At 29.3% G+C, this 21,763-nt stretch carries 25 protein-coding genes; 23 read left to right on the forward strand and 2 right to left on the reverse strand.

Features of this window, described 5'->3' with window-relative positions:
* Positions 1-17: 17 nt before the first annotated feature.
* The 8 genes from rnpA (at position 18) to noc (ending at position 7,439) form a co-directional block, all read left to right on the forward strand.
* Positions 18-356, forward strand: coding sequence for a ribonuclease P protein component (gene rnpA / locus BUB36_RS09340; protein WP_073149300.1), 339 nt, complete (start codon positions 18-20; stop codon positions 354-356).
* Positions 357-492: 136 nt separating this feature from the next.
* Positions 493-702 (forward strand): membrane protein insertion efficiency factor YidD, encoded by a 210-nt coding sequence (gene yidD, locus BUB36_RS09345; protein ID WP_408633775.1) that lies wholly within the window; start codon positions 493-495, stop codon positions 700-702.
* 51 nt (positions 703-753) lie between these two features.
* On the forward strand, positions 754-1,440 hold the full coding sequence (locus BUB36_RS09350; protein WP_242655749.1) for a YidC/Oxa1 family membrane protein insertase: 687 nt from the start codon (positions 754-756) through the stop codon (positions 1,438-1,440).
* Between the two features lie 7 nt (positions 1,441-1,447).
* Positions 1,448-2,065: an RNA-binding cell elongation regulator Jag/EloR gene (gene jag / locus BUB36_RS09355; protein WP_073149304.1), complete on the forward strand. Its 618-nt coding sequence runs from the start codon at positions 1,448-1,450 to the stop codon at positions 2,063-2,065.
* Positions 2,066-2,379: 314 nt separating this feature from the next.
* Complete coding sequence (gene mnmE / locus BUB36_RS09360) at positions 2,380-3,762, forward strand: tRNA uridine-5-carboxymethylaminomethyl(34) synthesis GTPase MnmE (RefSeq protein WP_073149306.1); 1,383 nt, start codon at positions 2,380-2,382, stop codon at positions 3,760-3,762.
* Between the two features lie 29 nt (positions 3,763-3,791).
* Positions 3,792-5,687 (forward strand): tRNA uridine-5-carboxymethylaminomethyl(34) synthesis enzyme MnmG, encoded by a 1,896-nt coding sequence (mnmG, locus tag BUB36_RS09365; protein WP_073149308.1) that lies wholly within the window; start codon positions 3,792-3,794, stop codon positions 5,685-5,687.
* Positions 5,680-6,399: a 16S rRNA (guanine(527)-N(7))-methyltransferase RsmG gene (rsmG, locus tag BUB36_RS09370; protein ID WP_073149310.1), complete on the forward strand. Its 720-nt coding sequence runs from the start codon at positions 5,680-5,682 to the stop codon at positions 6,397-6,399. The genes mnmG and rsmG overlap by 8 nt, the downstream gene beginning before the upstream one ends.
* Before the next feature lie 236 nt (positions 6,400-6,635).
* Positions 6,636-7,439: a nucleoid occlusion protein gene (gene noc / locus BUB36_RS09375; RefSeq protein WP_073149312.1), complete on the forward strand. Its 804-nt coding sequence runs from the start codon at positions 6,636-6,638 to the stop codon at positions 7,437-7,439.
* Between the two features lie 88 nt (positions 7,440-7,527).
* Here the strand turns inward: noc and BUB36_RS09380 are convergent, their stop codons facing one another.
* Positions 7,528-7,797 (reverse strand): TMEM165/GDT1 family protein, encoded by a 270-nt coding sequence (locus tag BUB36_RS09380; protein WP_073149314.1) that lies wholly within the window; start codon positions 7,795-7,797, stop codon positions 7,528-7,530.
* 453 nt (positions 7,798-8,250) lie between these two features.
* On the opposite strand from BUB36_RS09380, the gene BUB36_RS09385 reads away from it, so the two are divergent.
* From BUB36_RS09385 to BUB36_RS09410, 6 genes are all read left to right on the forward strand, one after another.
* Positions 8,251-9,024 (forward strand): ParA family protein, encoded by a 774-nt coding sequence (locus tag BUB36_RS09385; protein ID WP_073149316.1) that lies wholly within the window; start codon positions 8,251-8,253, stop codon positions 9,022-9,024.
* Positions 9,025-9,900 (forward strand): ParB/RepB/Spo0J family partition protein, encoded by an 876-nt coding sequence (locus tag BUB36_RS09390; protein WP_073149318.1) that lies wholly within the window; start codon positions 9,025-9,027, stop codon positions 9,898-9,900. It begins immediately after the preceding gene.
* Positions 9,901-10,319: 419 nt separating this feature from the next.
* The gene (locus tag BUB36_RS09395; RefSeq protein ID WP_073149381.1) at positions 10,320-11,228 is read left to right on the forward strand and encodes a PhzF family phenazine biosynthesis protein; all 909 of its coding nucleotides are present in this window, start codon (positions 10,320-10,322) and stop codon (positions 11,226-11,228) included.
* 288 nt (positions 11,229-11,516) lie between these two features.
* Positions 11,517-12,662 (forward strand): aminotransferase class V-fold PLP-dependent enzyme, encoded by a 1,146-nt coding sequence (locus BUB36_RS09400; RefSeq protein WP_073149320.1) that lies wholly within the window; start codon positions 11,517-11,519, stop codon positions 12,660-12,662.
* A 636-nt stretch (positions 12,663-13,298) separates the two neighbouring features.
* Positions 13,299-14,174, forward strand: coding sequence for a diacylglycerol/lipid kinase family protein (locus BUB36_RS09405; RefSeq protein ID WP_073149383.1), 876 nt, complete (start codon positions 13,299-13,301; stop codon positions 14,172-14,174).
* Positions 14,175-14,282: 108 nt separating this feature from the next.
* Positions 14,283-14,549, forward strand: coding sequence for a YkuS family protein (locus tag BUB36_RS09410; RefSeq protein WP_073149322.1), 267 nt, complete (start codon positions 14,283-14,285; stop codon positions 14,547-14,549).
* Positions 14,550-14,559: 10 nt separating this feature from the next.
* Here the strand turns inward: BUB36_RS09410 and yyaC are convergent, their stop codons facing one another.
* On the reverse strand, positions 14,560-15,162 hold the full coding sequence (gene yyaC / locus BUB36_RS09415; protein WP_106406496.1) for a spore protease YyaC: 603 nt from the start codon (positions 15,160-15,162) through the stop codon (positions 14,560-14,562).
* Positions 15,163-15,464: 302 nt separating this feature from the next.
* Here yyaC and BUB36_RS09420 point away from each other — a divergent pair, with 302 nt between their 5' ends.
* The 9 genes from BUB36_RS09420 to BUB36_RS09460 all read left to right on the forward strand — a co-directional run bounded on the left by BUB36_RS09420 (position 15,465) and on the right by BUB36_RS09460 (position 21,746).
* Entirely contained in the window at positions 15,465-17,465 is a 2,001-nt protein-coding gene (locus BUB36_RS09420) for a sigma-54-dependent Fis family transcriptional regulator (RefSeq protein WP_084111904.1), read from the forward strand.
* Between the two features lie 334 nt (positions 17,466-17,799).
* On the forward strand, positions 17,800-18,291 hold the full coding sequence (locus BUB36_RS09425) for a Na+/H+ antiporter subunit E (RefSeq protein WP_073149326.1): 492 nt from the start codon (positions 17,800-17,802) through the stop codon (positions 18,289-18,291).
* Entirely contained in the window at positions 18,291-18,566 is a 276-nt protein-coding gene (locus BUB36_RS09430) for a monovalent cation/H+ antiporter complex subunit F (protein ID WP_084111906.1), read from the forward strand. The genes BUB36_RS09425 and BUB36_RS09430 overlap by 1 nt, the downstream gene beginning before the upstream one ends.
* Positions 18,563-18,859, forward strand: coding sequence for a monovalent cation/H(+) antiporter subunit G (gene mnhG, locus BUB36_RS09435; protein ID WP_242655750.1), 297 nt, complete (start codon positions 18,563-18,565; stop codon positions 18,857-18,859). The genes BUB36_RS09430 and mnhG overlap by 4 nt, the downstream gene beginning before the upstream one ends.
* 7 nt (positions 18,860-18,866) lie before the next feature.
* Complete coding sequence (locus BUB36_RS09440; RefSeq protein ID WP_207550790.1) at positions 18,867-19,103, forward strand: hydrogenase subunit MbhD domain-containing protein; 237 nt, start codon at positions 18,867-18,869, stop codon at positions 19,101-19,103.
* Entirely contained in the window at positions 19,104-19,373 is a 270-nt protein-coding gene (gene mbhE / locus BUB36_RS09445) for a hydrogen gas-evolving membrane-bound hydrogenase subunit E (RefSeq protein WP_073149331.1), read from the forward strand. It abuts the gene before it with no gap.
* 105 nt (positions 19,374-19,478) lie between these two features.
* Entirely contained in the window at positions 19,479-19,898 is a 420-nt protein-coding gene (locus BUB36_RS09450; RefSeq protein ID WP_073149332.1) for an MnhB domain-containing protein, read from the forward strand.
* A 2-nt stretch (positions 19,899-19,900) separates the two neighbouring features.
* Positions 19,901-20,263, forward strand: a complete 363-nt coding sequence (locus tag BUB36_RS09455) for a sodium:proton antiporter (RefSeq protein WP_073149335.1) — start codon at positions 19,901-19,903, stop codon at positions 20,261-20,263.
* Position 20,264: 1 nt separating this feature from the next.
* Positions 20,265-21,746 carry a complex I subunit 5 family protein gene (locus tag BUB36_RS09460; protein WP_073149337.1) on the forward strand — a complete coding sequence of 494 codons (1,482 nt, stop codon included), beginning with the start codon at positions 20,265-20,267 and terminating at the stop codon, positions 21,744-21,746.
* Positions 21,747-21,763 lie beyond the last annotated feature (17 nt).

Genomic DNA, 21,763 nt, shown 5'->3' on the forward strand with positions numbered 1-21,763 from the left:
GTTTATGGAGGAACCTAATGACAGAAATAAAAAGAATAAAAAAAAATGAAGATTTTAAAAGAGTATATAAAAGAGGGAAGTCTATTCCCGATAAATATATTGTTATCTATTTTTTGAAAAGAGATAATAGTGTTACACGGGTTGGATTTACTGCTAGTAAAAAGGTTGGAAAAAGTGTAATAAGAAATAGAGCTAGAAGACTTATGAAGGAAAGCTTTAGAAACAATAATGACAATATAAAAAATGGATATGATATAGTTTTCATTGCTAGAGTGTCTATAAAAGATGCTAGTTACAAGGATGTTGAGAAGTCTATTATAAGAGCTATGAAAAAAGCTAGAATATACAAAAATTAGCAAAGTTTTATTTTTAAGCAATATTTTAAAATAATAGAGAAAAATGTTTTGTTAAGTCTTTTTATGAAGTAAAGTACAATCGAAAGTACATGGAAGCATAATATTTAAGATTTATTTATAGAAGAAAGGTGTTATTGTGAAAAGAGTTTTAATAGCTTTAATAAATGGATACAGAAAGTTTATATCACCTTTAAAAAAACCAAGCTGTAGGTTTTACCCTACATGTTCACAATATGCACTTGAAGCTATTGATAAATATGGAGTTTTAAAAGGGGTAAGATTAAGTTTGATTAGAATATTAAAGTGTCATCCCTTTCATCCAGGAGGACATGACCCTTTGAAATGATATATTTAAATAAGATTGAAAATTAGTATAGGAACGATAGGGGGTAAAGTGTTGATTGCAAAAACGTTAGGTTCATTATTATATTTTATCTATAATATAGTGAATAATTATGCTATAGCTATAGTAGTATTTACAATAATAGTTAAGGTATTGTTACTACCTCTTACCTTGAATCAAATAAAGCAAACAAAGGATATGCAAAAAATTCAACCAGAATTAAAGAAACTGCAGGATAAGTATAAAAATGATAAAGAAACTCTTAACATAAAGATGATGGAGCTTTATAAAGAACATAAGATAAATCCTTTGGGTGGATGTTTACCATTGCTCATACAAATGCCTATTCTTTTTGGTTTGTTTGGAGCCCTTAGAAACCCTGTTGAATACGTTTTCAAAGGGGATGCAGCCCTTGCCAGTGTAGCAACCGATGCTCCGTTTTTATGGTTACAAAATCTAGTTAATCCAGATGTCTTTATGATTGGAAGCGTTACTGTACCAGGAATATTGCCGATTATAGCTGCAGCTACAACTTATTTTTCGATGAATACCATGAACACTGCTAATCAAGCAGAACAACCTCAGGCTATGAAAACTATGAATTTAATTTTACCACTAATGATTTTATGGTGGGGTAAAAGTTTTCCAGCAGGATTGACTCTATACTGGGTTATAAGCAATTTATTCCAGATGGCTCAGCAGCTATTATTACCTAAGGGCGATATGCTTAAGGAGGAGTAAAAATAGTATGAAGTTTGTGGAAAAGACGGATAAGACTATTGCAGAAGCAATAAGTAGTGCATTAAGAGAATTGAATACCACTAGAGATAATGTTGAGGTAGAGGTTTTAGAAGAACCAAGTAAAGGTTTGTTCGGATTATTTGGAAATAAGCTTGCTAAGGTTAGAGTAATTGTAAAAAATGATCCAGTAAAAAAAGCAACTGAATTTTTAGAAAAAGTTTTAGACTCCATGAAAGTTCCTGCAGTTCTTGAAACAGAGCTAGTAAATAACAATCTTTATGTAGAAATAATTGGTAAAGATGTAGGGATATTAATTGGTCGCAGAGGACAAACTCTTGATTCTTTACAATACCTTGTTAGTCTAGTAGTTAACAGCGGAGATGAAGATTATGTGCGTGTAATATTAGATACTGAGAACTATAGGAAAAAAAGAGAACAAACATTGATAAAGCTTGCTAATAAATTAGCCTATAAAGTAAAGAAATATAAGAAAAGTATAACATTAGATCCAATGAATCCATATGAAAGAAGAATTATTCATTCAGCACTTCAAAATAATCCTTACGTAGGAACGAAAAGCCAAGGAGAAGAACCAAATAGAAAAGTTGTTATATTTTTAAAATAAAGATAAAAGACTTTAATGTTTTTATCTATATAGGATTTACATAGTAAAACTTAATTTATACATGTACAAATATGCAATGTTTCTGAGCATTTTGGACATGTATAAATTAAAGTGTTTACTTAAATTTCTATAGACATTTGTCAATTATATCTAAAACCCAGTTTAAATACTGGGTTTTGTTAATGTTTTATGTTAAAATTGGAATAATAAAAATAAATGAGGAACATGCTCTAAAGAATATATTAAGTTTAAGAATTTAGTTTAGAACTTTTTATTAAAAAATATAATATATTCAAAGATTATGAGGTGATTTTATGATAGATGATACTATAGCTGCAATTGCCACAGCACCTGGAGAAGCAGGGATAAGTATAATTAGGATTAGTGGCTCAAAAGCAATAGATATTTTAGATAGTATTTTTAAAACTAAGAAAGAAGCTAGTATAAGAGATTTTTCACAAAGAAGGCTTGTATATGGGCATATAGTAGATAGGGAAAAAAATAAAATTCTAGACGAAGTTTTAGCAGTATATATGAAAGCTCCCTATACCTATACAAAGGAAGATACAGTTGAAATTAATTGCCATGGTGGAATAGTTCCCACAAGGAATATATTGGAGCTTGTTTTAAGAAAAGGTGCAAGAATGGCTGATCCTGGGGAATTTACAAAAAGAGCTTTTTTAAATGGAAGAATAGACTTAGCTCAAGCAGAAGCTGTAATAGACCTTATAAAGGCTAAAACTAATAAGGGATTTGATGTAGCTCTAAGTCAGCTAGAAGGAAGTATATCAAGAAATATTAAAGATATAAGAGATATCATACTTCAAACCTTAGCCCATTTACATGTAAGCATAGACTATACAGAAGAAGATATTGAAGAGATAACCTATCCTCAATTATTATCAAATATGGAAATAGTTAAGGAAAAAATAAAGAGACTTCTTGATACTTCAGAGACTGGTAAAATTATTAGAGAAGGATTGAATACTGTAATTATAGGTAAGCCTAACGTAGGGAAATCATCATTATTAAATGCTCTTTTGAAAGAGTCTAGAGCTATTGTTACAGATATTCCAGGGACAACAAGGGACGTTATAGAGGAAAATCTTAGTATAAGGGGAATACCATTGAAAATTGTTGATACAGCTGGTATTCGAGATACAGATGATATAGTTGAACGTATGGGAGTGGAAAGAAGTAAAGAGTTTTTCAATAAAGCTGATTTAGTTATTTTAGTATTAGATGCTTCTGAGGATTTAACTAAGGAAGATAATGAAATAATTGAGCTTATAAATGATAGAAGAGCAATAGTTCTTCTTAATAAAACAGATCTACCCCAAAGGGTTAAAAAAGAGGATCTTCAAAAATTATTGCCTAATAAGAAAATAATACAAATTTCAATTTTGCAAGAAAAAGGTTTAAATGAAATTGAAGAAGAGATCGTAAAAATGGTATATGGAGGACATATTAAAGAAATGGATATTTCTTTTGTTACTAATGTAAGACATAAAAATTCACTTGAAAGGGCTGCAAAGAGTATAGAAGAAGGCTTAGAAGCTGTAAAGCAGGAGCTTCCATATGATCTAATTGAAGTAGATATTAAGGATTGCTATGATGCTTTAGGTGAAATAACTGGAGATACTGTTGATGATAACATTATTGATAAAATATTTGCTAATTTCTGTTTAGGAAAATAGGAATTTTGAAATTCATGGAGGTTAAATTTATGACTGAAAGATTTGAAGCGGGAAGATATGATGTCATAGTTGTTGGGGCTGGACATGCTGGTTCAGAGGCTGCATTGGCTGCTGCAAGAATGGGAGAAAAAACTTTAATATTATCCATCAACCTTGATTCTATAGCAATGATGCCCTGTAATCCATCTATCGGAGGAACAGGAAAGGGTCATCTTGTAAGAGAAATTGATGCTTTAGGTGGTGAGATGGGGTTAAATATTGATAAAGCCTTTATTCAAAGCAGAATGTTAAATACAGCCAAGGGTCCAGCTGTACACTCTTTAAGAGCTCAAGCAGACAAACATTTATATCATACTGAAATGAAAAAGGTGTTAGAGAATGAACCAAATTTAGATGTAAAACAGGGTGAAGTTATTGAAGTAATAATTGAAGATAATAAAGCAAAAGGTGTGGTTTTAAGGGCTGGAGCTATATATTATAGTAAGGCTGTTATATTAGCTACAGGTACATACTTAGGAGGAAAAATATTTATTGGGCAATCCAGCTTTGAAAGTGGACCTAATGGTTTAGCACCATCATTAAAACTTACAGAGAGTCTAAAAAAAGCCGATATTAAACTTAAAAGGTTTAAAACAGGAACACCAGCAAGAATAGATAAAAAGAGTATTGATTTTAGTAAAATGGAAAAGCAGCCAGGAGATGAAGAAATAGTACCCTTTTCATTTATGAATGATGAACTAAAAAAGGAACAAGTACCTTGTTGGCTTACATATACAAATGGAGAAACCCATAGAATTATATATAAAAATCTTCATAGATCTGCTATGTATAGTGGAAAGATTGAGGGAACAGGACCAAGGTATTGTCCATCCATAGAAGATAAGATTGTTAGATTTGCTGATAAAAATAGACATCAATTATTTATAGAACCAGAAGGATTAAATACGAATGAAATGTATGTACAGGGGATGTCAACAAGCTTGCCTGAAGATGTTCAAATATCTTTTTTAAGTACTATACCTGGACTTGAAGAAGTTAAGATTATGAGACCAGCCTACGCAATAGAATATGATTGTATAGATCCTACTGAATTAAAATTATCCTTAGAATTTAAAGAGATTGAGAACTTATTTTCTGCAGGTCAATTTAATGGTTCATCGGGTTATGAAGAAGCTGCTGCACAGGGACTTATGGCTGGAATAAATGCAGTATTAAAGATTAGAGGGGAAGGACCCTTTATATTAGATAGATCTGAGGCATACATAGGTGTATTAATTGATGATCTCGTTACGAAAGGAACAAATGAACCCTATAGGATGATGACTTCTAGAGCTGAATACAGGTTGATACTTAGACAAGATAACGCTGATCTTAGGTTAACTGAAAAGGGATATAAAATTGGATTGGTAACAAAAGATAGATATGAAAGGTATATCAATAGAAAGTTACAGATTGAAAAAGAAATGGAAAGATTAAAAAAAACATATATCAAACCAAGTGAAGCTAATGTTTTTTTAGAGAAATATAATAGTTCAAAGATTAATAGCAGTATATCTTTATATGATCTTATTAAGAGACCTGAGCTTGATTATGATATTTTAAAGGATATAGATATTAACAGGCCTGATATAAGAAGAGATGTTCAAAAACAATGTAATATACAAATAAAATATGAAGGATATATAAGTAAACAATTAAAACAAATTGATCAATTTAAGAAGCTAGAGAATAAAAAATTACCTACTCATTTAGACTATGGGAAAATAGAAGGTTTAAGATTAGAAGCTAGACAAAAGCTTAATGAAATAAAACCTCTTTCTGTTGGTCAAGCTTCAAGAATATCAGGTGTTTCTCCAGCAGATATTTCGGTACTATTAGTATATTTAGAGCAACAGAGAAGAAGGAAGGGAAGTATGGATGAATAGTAAAGATATATTGAAAAAAGGTGGTAAAGAAATAGATATAGATATAGATGACAGAATGATTGAGAAATTTACTATATATAAGGATTTATTAATTGAATGGAATAAAAAAATAAACTTGACGGGTATAACTGAAGACAATGAGATCATGATAAAGCATTTTTTAGATTCTTTAACATGCTTTATGACTGGTATTATTAAGCATGGATCAAAGATAATTGATGTAGGTACAGGAGCAGGCTTTCCAGGAATTCCTTTAAAAATTTACTATGAGGATTTAAACATTACTTTATTAGATTCCTTAAATAAAAGGATTAAATATCTGGAATCAGTTTGTGATAGTACTAATTTAAAAAATGTTGAATTACTACATGGCAGAGCTGAGGATTATGGGAAAAAAGAAGAATATAGGGAAAAATATGATGTGGCAGTTGCTAGAGCTGTTGCTGATTTAAGCATCTTAAGTGAATATTGCCTTCCATTTGTAAAGGTTAATGGATATTTTATAGCTCAAAAAGGTCCAAAAGCTTATGAAGAAGTTTTAAAATCAGAAAAAGCAGTTAGTATTCTTGGAGGCGAAATAGTTGACACATTTGATGTTAAGTTGCCCTTTACTGAAATTAAACATTCTTTAGTGCTTATAAAAAAAATCAAAAAAACTCCCCCAAAATATCCTAGAAAAGCTGGTATTCCTACTAAAAAGCCAATAATATAGATTTCCAATAGTAAAACTTAATTTATACATATCAAAATACCCAGAGCTTTTGAGGATTTTTGATGTGTCTAAATTAATTGTTTTACTGGAATATCTATAGATAGGAATTGTAACAAAATAAAGTTAAAAGGAAATAACCACTTCAAATTTTAAATTTAGATAAAAAAATAAGAAGGAAGTATAGTATTTATGACGAATATTTAGTTAGGAAGTATTAATATAAGGGGACGTGGATAATGGAAAATGTGAGTTTGAAAAATAAAATTACTTATTTATCTATTGATGATATCAAGCCAAATCCTCATCAGCCAAGAAAAATATTCTCTGATGAAAGTCTAGAGGAACTTTCGTCTTCAATAAAAGCCTATGGTGTTATTCAACCAATTAGTGTAAGAAAGAAGAAAGATGATACATTTGAACTAGTTGCTGGTGAAAGAAGATTAAAGGCTTCAAAATTAGCGGGATTAGATGTGATTCCAGTTATAGTTGTTGATATGAATGATGAGGATTCTGCTGTAATTGCTTTGATAGAAAATCTTCAAAGAGAAGATTTAAATTTTATTGAAGAGGCTCAAGGATATCATAGATTGATAAGTGAGTATGGACTTACCCAGCAGGAATTAGCTGAGAAAGTAGGAAAAAACCAATCTACTATAGCTAATAAGCTGAGGATTTTAAAGTTATCTGATGAAATAAAAAATCTACTAATAGAACATAAATTGACTGAAAGACATGGAAGAGCATTATTAAAATTACCTAATGAAAAAGTTAGAAAAGAGATATTAGAAATAGTAATTAAAAAAGGTATGAATGTTAAGAAGACTGAAAAGTTAATAAAAGATACCCTTGAAGAATTAAATAAACCTGCTGAACCAGAAAAAAGACAATCTATAAAAAGTGCTTTAAATTTCAGGATTTATTTAAATACTCTAAAGAATGCCTATAAAGCAATAAGAGATACGGGTCTAGATGCTGAGTATAAACAGGCTGATAAGGGAGATTATATAGAAGTTGTTGTAAAAATACCTAAGAAGAAATAAGAGGTCGTAGAAAAAACTATGACCTTTTTAAATTTATAAGGTAAATTTCAATAATTATGCTATATAAATCATAAAAAATATATTTATATTATATTTTATCTAATAGAGTAAGTATACCGATGATTATAAAAGCACTACCTGCTGCAAACTGAAGATAGCTAGGTGGTATTAATTTTGTTATATATGTACTGGCTAGAACACCTATTAATGCACTAAGAACAAGGGCTAAGGATGCACCTATAAAAACTCCCCAAATAGATTTTGTTTGTGTGGCTAGTAACATTGTTTGGAGCTGTGTTTTATCTCCTAATTCGGCAATAAAAACTATCCAAAATGAAGTAAATATTATTTTCCACATTAATGTTCCTCCCGAAGTTATAATAAGTATCGATTTATACTCTCCATATTTATATCATATTATTATAAAATCCCATTATGTTAAATTTTATTATAAAAAAATGAATTTAAAGGATTTTAAAGTACAAAATGTAGTAGAGTAAGTCAAGAAAGTTATCTGTGTATTATATTTGAAAATTATTAGTTTTAATTATGCAAATTTCTCAATGAAGAATATGTTTAAATTTTTAATAACACATAATAAATCAATTTATTTTTTTAAAAATATATGAATTTAAAGAAGGAATAGTCTATAAAAGAGAAGAAAATATATTATTAAATACTAAAGGTTATGTAAAAAAGTAGGTTCTGATATTATTTATTTTTTTTATACATAAAATACTAATAAAGTTAACAGTGTTTTAGGTATATTAAGAATTTAATACTTTTATAACCTTAAAGGGGAGTGATTAAAGTGGGAAAAGTAATGGCCTTATTTAATCAAAAAGGTGGAGTAGGTAAAACAACTACCAATGTAAACTTAAGTGCTTGTATTGCAATGAAAGGTAAAAAGGTACTTATAATTGATATAGACCCTCAAGGTAATACTACTAGTGGATTCGGCATAGACAAAAATAGTACGGAATATAATATTTACGATGCATTAATGAATAATGATGATATAAAAAAATGTATTATTAGCACTGGTTTTAAAAATATTGATATTATACCTTCAAATGTGCAATTGGCTGGAGCGGAGATAGAGCTTACTAACATGTCTCAAAGAGAATTTAGATTTAAAAATATGATAAAAAAAATAAGAGATGAATATGACTATATTTTTGTTGATTGTCCTCCTTCTTTGGGACTTTTAACTATTAATTCTTTGACAGGTGTTGATAGTGTTATAATACCTATTCAATGTGAGTATTATGCATTGGAAGGTGTAAGTCAACTAATGAATACAATACAATTAGTAAGAAAAAATTTAAATCCAACACTAGAAATTCAAGGAGTAGTTTTAAGTATGTTTGATGGAAGAACTAATCTTTCCATACAAGTAGTTGAAGAAGTAAAGAAATATTTTAAAGGAAAAGTTTATAGAACAATTATACCTAGAAACGTAAGATTAGCTGAAGCACCTAGCCATGGTATGCCCGTGATAGATTATGACCCGAAATCAAAGGGTGCAGAAGCATACAGTGAACTTGCTGACGAATTTTTAGAATTAGAAGAGGATGTGATTTAATTGGCAAAAGCTAAAAGGGGATTAGGCAAGGGTTTGGATGCTCTTATTCCTCAAAATTTTGGAGATAATATATTAGATAAAGAAAAAAAGTCTAAAGAGAGTATTAGGATAATAAATATAGATGATATAAAGCCGAATATGAATCAACCAAGAAAATATTTTAATAAAGAAAAAATCAAATCCTTAGAAGAATCAATATTAAATCATGGAATAATTCAACCTATCATTGTTAGAAAACTTGAAAATGGATATGAAATTGTTGCTGGTGAGAGAAGATGGCGTGCAGCTAAAAATAGTGATTTAAAAGAGATTCCTTGTATAATAAAGGAATTAGATGATGAAAAATTAATGGAGTTATCATTGATTGAAAACTTACAAAGGGAAGATTTAAATGAAATTGAAGAGGCTTTGGCATATAAAAGGTTGAATGAAGAGTTTGGAATGACTCAAGATAAAATAGGAAAAATAGTAGGAAAAAGTAGACCTTATATTGCAAATATCCTTAGACTTCTTAATTTAGATAATGAAATTAAGGAAATGATAATTGAAGGAAAAATTTCTGGAGGACATGGAAGAGCGCTTTTAAGAATTGAAAATACTAAACTTCAAAGAAAAATCGCTTTTAAAATTATTTCAGAAAATTTAACTGTAAGAGAAACAGAAAAGCTTGTTTCTGGATTAATTAATAAAAATAAAGAAGCCAAGAAAAAGAATAATAAAAAAAGGGATAGCAGTATTATTTATATAGAGGAAAGCTTAAAAGAGATACTTGGTACTAAGGTTAACATCATTAATGGCAAGAAAAAAGGAAAGATTGAAATAGAATATTATAGTGCTGAAGATCTAGAGCGAATCATTGAATTCCTAAAGAAGTAAATGTTTCACATGAAACACTTAATAATGTTTTAAAATATAGTGGGAATTGATTTAAGAGAAGGCATACATTTTTATTAAGAAATTTGTTATGCTAGCTTCTATTGAGAGCATTGAAAGTTAGTATAGATATTCCAGTAAAAAAGTTAATTTGTAAACATCAAAAATCCTCAAAAGCTCTATATGTATAAATTAACCTATTGTGCTAGTTTATATCACTAGAGTTTTAATATTTACTTTTCGCTCATGTAATAAACCTGTTTTTTTATATTGTTTTGAAGGTGAAAACAGGTTTATAAAAATCACTCAAATGAAATATTAAAGCTCTCTAAGGTATTTTATAAACAAAAAATTTAATTAACTAGCACAGGAAGTTAAATTAAGTTTTACTATTGGAAATCTATATAGGAAAGGGTTTTTATATGGAAAAAAAATTCTATCAAGTAGATGCGTTTACTAATATACCCTTTGGAGGAAATCCAGCAGGTGTTGTATTAGATGCTGATGATTTAGATGAAAATCAGATGTTCAATATAGCAAAAGAAATGGCTCTTTCTGAAACAGCATTCGTGAAAAAGGCGAAGGGAAAAGAGTATGATTATGAAATAAGATTTTTCACCCCATGGAAAGAAATAGAGCTATGTGGGCATGCAACTATTGCAGCTTTTTTTGTTCTAGCAAATAAGGGTTTAATAGAATCAAATAGTAGTAAAGTATTAGTAAAACAAAAGACTTTAGCAGGGATATTGCCTATAGAAATTTATTTTAAAGGAAATCAAGTACAAAGAATTATTATGACACAAAAAAAACCAAAACATATTTCTACTGTGGATAACATCCATGAAATAGCAAATATTATGGGAATTAGTAATAGTGACATTGGAATAAAAGGTTTTAAGGTATTACCTATGTCCTATACAACAGGGCTTATTGATATAATACTTCCTGTAAAAAATATAGATATATTAAAAAATATAAATCCCGATTTTGAAAAATTAAAGGAGTATAATAGGAATACTAATACTATTGGAGTACATGCATTTACTATAAAAGATTATGATAAAAGAGTAATTTCATGTAGGAATTTTGCTCCTGCTGTTGGTATAAATGAAGAAGCTGCTACAGGGACATCTAATGGAGCGTTATGTGCTTATTTAATAAACAATGGTATAATAGGAATTGATGAAAGGGTAGATATTGTTTGTGAGCAAGGTTATTTTATGAAAAGACCTAGTCAGATATATGTTGAAGCAATACGAGATGAGAATGATTTAGTCATAAAAGTTGGAGGAAAAGCTGTTATAGTTATGGAAGGAAGGATATTTTTTTAGAAGGAAAAACATTAAATTATATATTAAACAGCATGGTAATAAAGAAAGAAGATATATACGATTAAATTAACCTATTGTGCTAGTTTATATCACTAGAGTTTTAATATTTACTTTTCGCTCATGTAATAAACCTGTTTTTTTATATTGTTTTGAAGGTAAAAAACAGGTTCATACAAATCACTCAAATGAAATATTAAAACTCTCTAAGGTATTTTATAAGCAAAAAATTTAATTAATTAGCACAAGAAGTTAATTTAATAATTTTATAATTTAGAAGGAAGTGGTTTAATGATCTATTTAGATAATGCGGCTACATCTTTTCCAAAACCTAAGGAAGTTTATGAAGCGGTAGATAAATGCCTGAGAGAATATGGTGCTAATCCAGGAAGATCAGGTCATAAATTAGCCTTAAAAGCAGGAAGAATTATATATGAAACTCGTGAATTGATCTGTCAGCTTTTCAATATAGACAATCCAATGCAGATAATTTTCACATATAATGCGACAGATTCTTTAAATCTTGCTATAAAAGGTATACTTAGTAAGGGTGATCATGTTATAACTTCAGGAATGGAGCATAACTCCGTAATAAGACCAATAAAAGCTTTAGAGGAAATAGGTGTAGAGAATACAATTGTAGAATGTGATGATGAAGGTATAATAAAAGTTGATAAACTAAAAAGTGCTATTAAGAAAAATACTAAGCTGATAGCTATAACCCATGCTTCAAATGTTACTGGTTCCTTGATGCCAATAGAAAAAATCAGTAAAATAGCTAAGGAAAATAGTATACTTCTATTAGTTGATGCTGCACAAACAGCAGGAGTATATAATATAGATGTTAAAAAGATGAACATTGATTTATTGGCTTTTCCAGGACATAAAGGACTTATGGGCCCTCAAGGAACAGGAGCTCTTTATATTAGAGAAGGAATTAAGCTTAGACATATGAAAGAAGGAGGAACAGGAAGTAAATCTGAATCTTTATTGCAGCCTGAAATAATTCCTGATAGATATGAAAGCGGTACTCCAAATACTCCAGGTATTGCAGGTTTAGGAGCGGGTATAAAATATATTTTAAATATAGGTATAGATAATATAAGGAAACATGAGGAAGAACTTACTGAATACATGATAAATGGCTTAGAAAAGATTAATGAAGTTATAATATATGGACCAAAGGATATCAAAAGAAAAGCCTCAGTAATTTCAATAAATATTGGAGATTTAGATTCATCTGAAGTGAGTTATATATTGGATCAGGCCTTTAATATTGCAGTGAGATCAGGTTTGCATTGTGCACCACTGGCACATAAAACATTAGGAACATTTGAACAAGGTACAATTCGCTTTAGTATAGGCTATTTTAATACAAAACAAGATATAGATAGAGCTTTAGAGGCTATTAAAAAAATTTGTGAAGAAATGGAATAAGGGAGTAGCATTGTCATGACAAAGGCGCCTGACGACGCATTTTAGCTGCAAGTTATATGTTCCAAGTTGCAAGTACTAGGGTCTTTCTATTAAGTTTTAAAAGAAAGCAATTTGCATCAATATTTTACTGGTGATAGGTTCAATTTTCCTTCTAGACCTCTATTTTAATTTACTTCAACCATGCAAATTTTTTGCAAGAAAAGTTTGAGGTCCTTAGGAATGAAAAAGTTTCATGTGAAACATCTAAAAATTTAATAAACAATCTTAAATATCCATAAATGTAATAAGGAAGAAAGCAAGAATATTTTTTGTTTTAGATAAACCTTGGATATAATTCTAATGATATGAGTAGAAAAGAAAATTAGCTACAAAAAACATCAGAGAAATTAAATGAGGAAATTGTATATGCAAATATTATTCTTAATTTAGTTATATAAATTGCAATAAACCATTTACATTTTGTTTTCTCAAAAGCATTGGCTATTTGAGAAAACAAAATGTAGGTTTATTAATGCATTATATATATTTAGAATAAAATATCTCGATGGTATAGTCTTAGGGGATTTAAAACTATATGTATCAGATAGTTTTTTGCAAAAGGTAATTATGCAATTTGCTCAAATAAGTGAGGGGACCATGAAGAAATATCTGTTTATAGTAAATCCTATTGCTGGCAAGGGTAGGACGCTAGAATTAATTCCTAAAATAAAGGAAAGTTTTGATAGAGATAAAATAGATTACGATATAAGAATAACTCATGCAAGAGGTGAAGGAGAAAAAATAGCTAGAGATGCAGTAGAGAAAGGATATACCCATATAATTTCTGTTGGAGGAGATGGGACTGCCTACGAGGTTATAAATGGTATTGGTAGTTCTAAAGCAATTCTTGGTATATTACCATCTGGAACAGGAAATGATTTTGTAAGGATGATTAAAAAATCTAAAGACTATGATGAAATATTAAAAACCTTAAAGATTTCAAAGACAAAAAAAATAGATATTGGAAAAGCAAATAACAGATATTATTTAAATTGTTCAAGTGTCGGTATTGATGCTGAGATAGTTAAAGAAACAGAAAAAATTAAAAAGTATATTTCTGGACCATCAGCATATTTTTTGGGCGTTTTTAAAACTTTATTAAAATATAAGAATAAAGAAGTGGATATTTTTATAGATGGGAAAAAAATAAGAAGAAATATTGAACTAGTAGCAGTAAGTAATGGTAAATATTATGGAGGAGGCATGAAAATAAACCCTACAGCTGATTTTGAAGATGGGCTTTTGGATATTTGTCTAGTTAATAAAATGAATAAGCTAAAATTTGCATTGCTTTTTTCTACGGTTTTTAAAGGTAAACATATAAAATTTAAAGAGGTTGAAGTTTTTAGAGGAAAAGAAGTAAAGATATTAGGTGATGAGTCATTGTTATTGAACGCTGATGGAGATATAATTGGTACTACTCCTGTTGAGATTAAAGTGGAGAAAGCATGTATAGAATTTATTGTTCCATAAAATAAGCATTAACATAAGACAAATAGGCTCTAAATAGATTTATTTTATAAAAGTTAATGAATAATTAAGGCACCTCTTAGGAAAAATATGTATAGGAGGTGTTTTGTAATGAAGAAAACTATAGCAGTAAATAATATACCGAATGATATCAAAGATAGTCTTATAAAAAGAGGATATAGCATAGTTGATGATTCATATGATGGGTATGTTGATGCTATATTATATAATAGCGATAATGGTTCTTTAAGTTATTTAAACATGTTTGATAATGTTATTGACATGAATAATGGAGCTTTTATAGTAGATGTAAGAAATAAAACTCTAGATGAAATCGAAAATATAATTAAAAATAGAAGCTATACCTCAATATTTTAGACAAGAGCAGCTAACTTAGATTAAACTGCTCTTTTTTTGCATCAATTTCTCTTATAAATTTCCAAAGTCCTAAATATATTGCACTGGAAATTGTTTCTGCCATATTCATTACTAGGCTTAATCTTGTATTTTGAAGAACAATATATTCCATAAAACCTCCTAGATTAACTATACCAGTTATATGCATATCTCCAACTAAAGGAAGATTTTTTTTTACTCCAGCTCCAGGTTTTATGGGTCCATGAGATACGGTTAAATATCCTACTCTATCGACTTTACCAAGACATGCATCAATTGCAATAATAAATGGTTTTTTGTGGGATGAATAGATTTTTTTAATATTTTCTTCTAAGTTTTTAGCATGGACAGGATCATTTAGGGTACCATAAACGTAAACATTCTTGAATCTACTTAGTACTTTTTGCATTTTATATCCAGTTAATGGACCTAAGGAATCTCCTGTGGATCTATCTGTACCTATACAAAGAATTATTATTTCATCATGCTCATTAGTATAAGAATTTTTAAGATGAGATAGAAACATATTGGAAAAATATGAAGTAGCTAATGGACTATTTATGTTTATGGTACTATTTGAGTTATTAGATGTCACATTCAATATAATGCACCTTCCTTAATTTGTATTATGCAAGGAATTAATTTTTTTGGATTATACAATTAACTTATCTACAAAAAGTTTTCCCCTTCATAAAAAAAAAATACGTATAAATTAAAGTCTTTACTTAAAACCCTATAGATATTCAAGTAAAACAGTTAATTTATACATATCAAAAATCCCCGAAAGTTTTGGATATTTTGATATGTATAAATTAAGTTTTACTATGTAAATCTTATATAATTGATGATTTACATAATTTATAGTAATATTAAACAAAGACTATAGGGGGGATATTATTGCCTGTAAAAGATTTATTATTAAAAAATGAAGAGATCAATAAGGCTTGGGAGCTATTTATCATAAAAGGAAAATTAAAAAAAGAAGTTTTAAGAGATTTTGTTGCTGAGTCATGGATAAGAAGCAAAAACTATGGTGTAAATCCATTTACAGAAAAAGTCAAAATAGATTTAGATGAAGAAGAAATAGAGGAAAAATATGAAGAATTTATGCCCTTATTAAAAATAGCTAAACCCTTTATGAATAGTTTGCACAAGATTGTAGGACATTCTGGACTACTCGTTAGATTAACTGATAAAGATGGATATGTTCTTGAATGTATTGGTGATAACTATTTAGTCCCTAAATTTGAGATATTAAATATTAATAAGGGATGCAATGTAAAGGAGGAAGTAATAGGAACAAATGCAATAGGAACTGCTTTGTATACAGGAAAGCCTATACAAATCATTGGGTCAGAACATTTTTGTAAACAATATCATAACTGGAGTTCTTCTGCTTGCCCAATAAGGAATGATAAAGGAGAGATATTGGGAATATTAAGTATGACAGGTCCTTACCAAAAAGTTCATTCACATACGTTAGGAATGGTAGTGGCATCGGCAGAAGCAATAGAAAATCAATTAAAGTTAGATCTTATTAATAAGCAATTAGAGATTGCTAATAAGCATTTTTATGCAATAATGGAATCTATATCTGAGGGGTTAATTTGCATAAACAAGGAAGGAATAATAACAGATACTAATTTATTTGCAAGAAAGCTTCTAGCATTAAATGAAAAAGATTTAATTGGAAAGAATATAGATTTCATATTAAGTGAAGGTTATAGGGATAGAATAGTAAGGGCAATAAGAAGAGGAAGAAAATATGAAGAAGAAGAGATATATTTTAAGCTAAAAAGAAATAAAAAGTTATCGTGTATTGCAACCATAACACCAATAAATGACCCTGAAACAAATAATCTCGAAGGAGTAGTTATAACATTTAAAGAGGCTAAGGTGATTCATAGTTTAGTAAATAAAATAGTTGGAGCTAAAGCGAGATTCAAATTCAGTGATATTCTTGGTAATAGTCATAGCATAAAGGAAGCAGTGAATTTAGCAAAAAAATGTGCAAAGCATGATACTACTGTTTTACTTCAAGGTGAAAGTGGTACGGGAAAAGAATTGTTTGCACAATCTATACACAATGCCAGTTCAAGGAGAAATAAGCCATTTATATTTCTAAATTGTGGAGCTATACCAAGGGAGCTTGTAGCCAGTGAATTATTTGGATATGTTGAAGGAGCATTTACTGGAGCTAAAAGGGGAGGCCATCCAGGAAAATTTGAACTAGCTGATGGAGGAACAATATTTTTAGATGAGATAGGAGATATGCCTTTAGATGCTCAAACTAATCTTTTAAGAGTTCTAGAAACTAGAGAAGTAGTTAGAGTAGGAGGACATGAAGTAATTCCAGTAGATGTTAGAGTAATAGCGGCAACCCATAAAGATTTAGAAAAGGAAGTTGAACTTGGAAATTTTAGGCAAGATCTTTACTATAGATTAAATGTAATGCCTATAAAAATACCTGCACTTAGAGAAAGAAAAGAAGATATACGACTTTTTAGTGAGTATTTTATAAAAAAATATTCTGATAAAATGGGTAAAGACGTAAAAGGTATAAATGAAAGCTTCTTTAGAGGCTTAATGGGCTATAATTGGCCTGGAAATGTGAGAGAATTACAAAATGTTATGCAGCAAATAATAAATATACTAGAAAATGATGAGATCCTTAGTTATAAGAACCTACCTAATTATATGAAAACAAATAATATGACAAAATCTTTAGATTTAGGCAATAAACTTTTTTCTTTAAAAGAGGTTGAAAGAATTACGATTGAGAAAACTATTAAGGAGGTTGGTGGAAATATCGCTTTAGCGTCTAGATATTTAGGCATAAGTAGGAGTTCTTTGTATAGGAAAATATATAAATATGGATTAGAACATGTGCTAAAATAGGACATATGTATCAAATTGATACATATAGAGGCTAGCTGATTTTGGTAAAGTGTATCAAAATAGAACATTTTTATGATAAAGGGGATTGTTATTTAAAAACAATTCCTTATTTTATTTAAAAGAAATAACTGAAATCCAGTAGGATCAAGGAATAAAGCACTTAGAAAAAAGTTGGCATAAAACTTGCATGTATACATGTGTAGAAGTATATAATTTAAATATATATTTAATAGACACAACTTTAAGGCTTAAGTGAATTTCAAATAAATTATTAATTTATCAAAATCATATAAGTATCTAGTTATAAAATTTATCTGAACTTTTGGAGGTAGTTATGAAAAGAGACATTATATCTATTAAAGCATTAGTTTTATATATGATATTTTGGATTATTTTAGCAGAAAAAATAGATTTTCAAGTTTTATTAATAGGTTTGCTAATTAATATAATGATATATTTATTCAACAAAAATGGAGAAAGTAGCTGTCACATAGGAAAACGTTACCAATTAATTAAAAGGTGGAAATTGTTTATTTGTTATATACTTTTGCTTATGAAGGAAATAGTCATAGCAAGTATTGATGTAGCTAGTATAGTTTTAAGTAGGGAGTTAAACATTAGTCCAAGGATTATAAAATTTAAAACAAGGTTAAAAGGAGATTTATTAAAAACAATTTTAGCAAACTCTATAACTTTAACTCCAGGAACATTAACTATAGAAGTTAAAAATGATGAATTTACTGTACATTGTATTACAAAGAATCAAATAACAGGTGTAAAAAATTCTAAGTTTGAAGAATTACTTTTGAAGATAGAGGAGCAGTGATGATGGTAGAAAAACTTCTAATTTTTTCTTCAGTTTTTTTAAGCTTAACTATATTATTATGTACTATTAGAGCAATAAAGGGACCTAATCCAGCTGATAGATTGATTGCAATAAATGTTATAGGTACAAAAACTGTTGTACTCATATCTATTATTTCTTTTATACTTAAGGAATCATATTTTTTGGATGTGGTGCTAGTATATGCTCTTATTAGTTTTATCGCTTCTATTATAATATCAAATAGTATAGAAACCAATAGGAGGGAGAGACAGTGAAAACTATATTTATATGGATTGCTCTATCAGGAGGATTGTTTTTTCTATTGGTTGGAACGATAGGTATATTAAGATTTCCAGATTTATATACTAGGGCCCATAGTGCAGCAAAGTGTGATACATTAGGGGCAGTTCTTTGTTTATTTGCATTGATGCTTTATAATGGATTAAATTTTTCGAGTTTTAAGCTATTATTAATTATAGTTTTTTTATGGATCACGGCACCTACGGCAACGCATTTAATTGCAAAAGCTTATCATAAAGGAAAAATTAGAGAAAATCAAATGGAGTGAGGAAGAAATGAACATATTTAGCATAATTATGCTTATATTTTTAATTGGATGCTCTATAGCAGTATCAGCCACAAAGAACTTACTTGGAGCTGTAATAGTATTTATGGCATACAGTCTTGTTATGGCAATTTTATGGCAGCAGCTTAATGCCCCAGACCTTGCTATAACTGAAGCGGCAGTTGGTGCAGGTATAACGACCCTTTTATTTGTTCTTGCGTTAAGAAGAATTAGGGGTGAGAAATAAATGAAAAAAATAGCTGCAATCACGTTAACTGTAATTATAATAATAATTTTACTTATGGGAGTAAATGAACTTCCTGCATTTGGTAAAGAAGATAATCCAGCAAATAATTATGTTGCTCACAGATATATAGAAAATGTAGTAGAAGATACAGGGGCCTTAAATATAGTTACTGGTATTATTTTAGACTATAGAGCATTTGATACCTTTGGAGAAGCTACTGTATTATTTACAGGTATCATAGCTGCTCTTATTGTACTAAAAAAAGCTTGAGTTTTGACATGTATGAAGGATTTAAGCCTGTTAGTTGTGAGCTTCTAGCATACTAAATAGTGCAAATCCATAACAATATAAAAGCTACAATAGGTGGAGGTTTAAATGAATACTATAGTTTTAATAGAAATAGGCAAGATTCTAATACCCATTATACAGATATTTGGTATCTATGTTATTTTTTTTGGACATCTATCACCTGGGGGTGGTTTTGCAGGTGGAACTATTATTGGAACAAGTTTAATTTTATATAGAATAATATTCGGTAATAAGAAGGCAGCAAAAAAATTAGGATTTAAAAGGCTTATGAGATTAACCTGTGGCTCCCTTATATTTTATGGAGTTCTAAAGGGGTACAGCTTTATAACAGGAGGCGCCCATATACATGCTCCTCAAATTTCATTAGGTAGTCCTGGAAGTATATTATCAGGGGGATATATTCTTCCCTTAAATATTGCAGTTGGAATAGTGGTAGCTATTACTATATATTTTTTATTTTGCTTGTTTTATGAAGGAGAAATATAGCTATGGAAAAATTATTAACTAATTATTATGAAACAGCTTCTATTATATTGTTTGGAGTAGGCTTTGTTACATTATTACTTCATAGTAATCTTATTAAGAAAATCATTGGTATGAATATAATGGATACAGCAATATTTCTTTTCTTTATTTCTAAGGGATATATATATGGAAAGGAAGCACCTATAATAAGAGGAGTTCATAAGGGGATACAGGGATATATCAATCCAGTACCTACTGCATTAATGCTTACGGGAATAGTAGTAGCTGTAAGCATAACAGCCTTTGCATTAGCCTTAACAATCAAACTTTATGAGAAATATGGTACAGTAGAGCTTGATGAAATTATGAGAATAAGGGGTGAATAGAATGGATGTAGCTAAAAATTTTCCTCTAGTGATTATATTGATTTTGTTTATAGGTGCATTTATTATGCCTTTACTTAAAAATAAGATATATAATAAAGCCTTTAGCTTAATGACCATAGGTATTTCATCAGTATTATCACTTATAACATTAGTATATGTAAATAGATATGGTACATTTTTATATAGGGTGGGTCATTGGGACTCACCATGGGGAATAGAACTAAGCATAGGTATTTTAGAAGCTATAATGTCATTACTATTAACCTCTGTTGCTTTCGTAATATCATGGTATTCAGTCTATACTATTGAAAAGGAAATAAAGGATAATAAGGTCTGCTTTTATTATACTCTTATAAATATACTAGTTGGAGCTTTGCTTGGTATAGTATATACAAATGATTTATTTAATGCTTTTGTTTTTATAGAAGTAAGTGCTATAGCAGCTTGTGGCATAATAGTAGTAAAAGACAAAAAAGAAAATATAAAGGCTACTCTTAAATATTTGATATTAAGTAGTGTAGGTTCTGGTTTAGTATTAATGGGAATAGCTTTTATTTATTCAATAACTGGTAATCTAAATATGACATTTATTAATAAGGAACTTTCACAGACCTTTATGGCGTATGAGAATAGTATATTGATTTCTTTAGGACTTTTTACAATTGGGTTAGGAATAAAAAGTGCAATGTATCCACTTCATGTATGGCTTCCTGATGCCCATTCAAATGCTCCTTCTACTTCAAGTGCCATGCTCTCAGCTCTTGTTCTTAAGGCTTATGTAATTTTCTATATAAAGATTTTATATAGAATGTTTGGAGAAGAGATAATCAGTCAGTTTCCTATATTATTATTTATGGTCTTAATACTTGGTAGTTTAGGTATGATAATGGGCTCTATCTTAGCCATACTTCAGAAGGACATAAAGAGAGTCATTGCATATTCAAGTGTAGCTCAAATGGGGTATATATTTTTTGGTATAGGACTTGGTAATACTATTGGTCTTGTATCTACATTTTTTCATATATTGAATCATGCTATTATAAAATCTGCATTATTTTTAACTGTCGGATCAATGATAGAAAAAACTGGACAGAAAAAGCTTTTTGCTTTGAAGGGTATAGGTAAGGAAATGCCTATAACACTTGGATTATTCACTGTAAGTGCTCTTTCCATGGTAGGTATACCTATTCTTCCAGGATTTATTAGCAAGTTCAACTTTGCAATAGGTAGTATTAAAGGTGGGAAAAGTATTTTTGTAGTTGTAATACTAATAAGTAGTTTGTTGAATGCTTTATATTATTTTCCGATAGTTATTAATGGATATTTTGGTGAAGAAAATTTAGAAGGTAAGGTATTCAAATCAAAGGAAAAAACAATAAAAGAGCTGATGCCCATATTAGTTTTAATTATAGCTGCATTAATCCTAGGAGCGTCATCTAATAAAATAATAGAAATGATTAGTAATGGAGTAGAAGTATTTTAGAAATCTTAAGCATACGG

Source organism: Paramaledivibacter caminithermalis DSM 15212, assembly GCF_900142245.1.
Classification (GTDB): domain Bacteria; phylum Bacillota; class Clostridia; order Peptostreptococcales; family Caminicellaceae; genus Paramaledivibacter; species Paramaledivibacter caminithermalis.

Coding starts and splice junctions, on each gene's coding strand:
- noc (WP_073149312.1), top strand. CDS start 6,636: ATGGAAAATGTGAGTTTGAAAAATAAAATTACTTATTTATCTATTGAT.
- BUB36_RS09380 (WP_073149314.1), bottom strand. CDS start 7,797: ATGTGGAAAATAATATTTACTTCATTTTGGATAGTTTTTATTGCCGAA.
- mnmG (WP_073149308.1), top strand. CDS start 3,792: ATGACTGAAAGATTTGAAGCGGGAAGATATGATGTCATAGTTGTTGGG.
- BUB36_RS09425 (WP_073149326.1), top strand. CDS start 17,800: ATGAAAAGAGACATTATATCTATTAAAGCATTAGTTTTATATATGATA.
- BUB36_RS09460 (WP_073149337.1), top strand. CDS start 20,265: ATGGATGTAGCTAAAAATTTTCCTCTAGTGATTATATTGATTTTGTTT.
- BUB36_RS09400 (WP_073149320.1), top strand. CDS start 11,517: ATGATCTATTTAGATAATGCGGCTACATCTTTTCCAAAACCTAAGGAA.
- jag (WP_073149304.1), top strand. CDS start 1,448: ATGAAGTTTGTGGAAAAGACGGATAAGACTATTGCAGAAGCAATAAGT.
- BUB36_RS09450 (WP_073149332.1), top strand. CDS start 19,479: ATGAATACTATAGTTTTAATAGAAATAGGCAAGATTCTAATACCCATT.
- rnpA (WP_073149300.1), top strand. CDS start 18: ATGACAGAAATAAAAAGAATAAAAAAAAATGAAGATTTTAAAAGAGTA.
- mbhE (WP_073149331.1), top strand. CDS start 19,104: ATGAAAAAAATAGCTGCAATCACGTTAACTGTAATTATAATAATAATT.
- BUB36_RS09410 (WP_073149322.1), top strand. CDS start 14,283: ATGAAGAAAACTATAGCAGTAAATAATATACCGAATGATATCAAAGAT.
- BUB36_RS09405 (WP_073149383.1), top strand. CDS start 13,299: ATGAAGAAATATCTGTTTATAGTAAATCCTATTGCTGGCAAGGGTAGG.
- BUB36_RS09455 (WP_073149335.1), top strand. CDS start 19,901: ATGGAAAAATTATTAACTAATTATTATGAAACAGCTTCTATTATATTG.
- BUB36_RS09430 (WP_084111906.1), top strand. CDS start 18,291: ATGATGGTAGAAAAACTTCTAATTTTTTCTTCAGTTTTTTTAAGCTTA.
- mnmE (WP_073149306.1), top strand. CDS start 2,380: ATGATAGATGATACTATAGCTGCAATTGCCACAGCACCTGGAGAAGCA.
- rsmG (WP_073149310.1), top strand. CDS start 5,680: ATGAATAGTAAAGATATATTGAAAAAAGGTGGTAAAGAAATAGATATA.
- BUB36_RS09440 (WP_207550790.1), top strand. CDS start 18,867: ATGAACATATTTAGCATAATTATGCTTATATTTTTAATTGGATGCTCT.
- BUB36_RS09395 (WP_073149381.1), top strand. CDS start 10,320: ATGGAAAAAAAATTCTATCAAGTAGATGCGTTTACTAATATACCCTTT.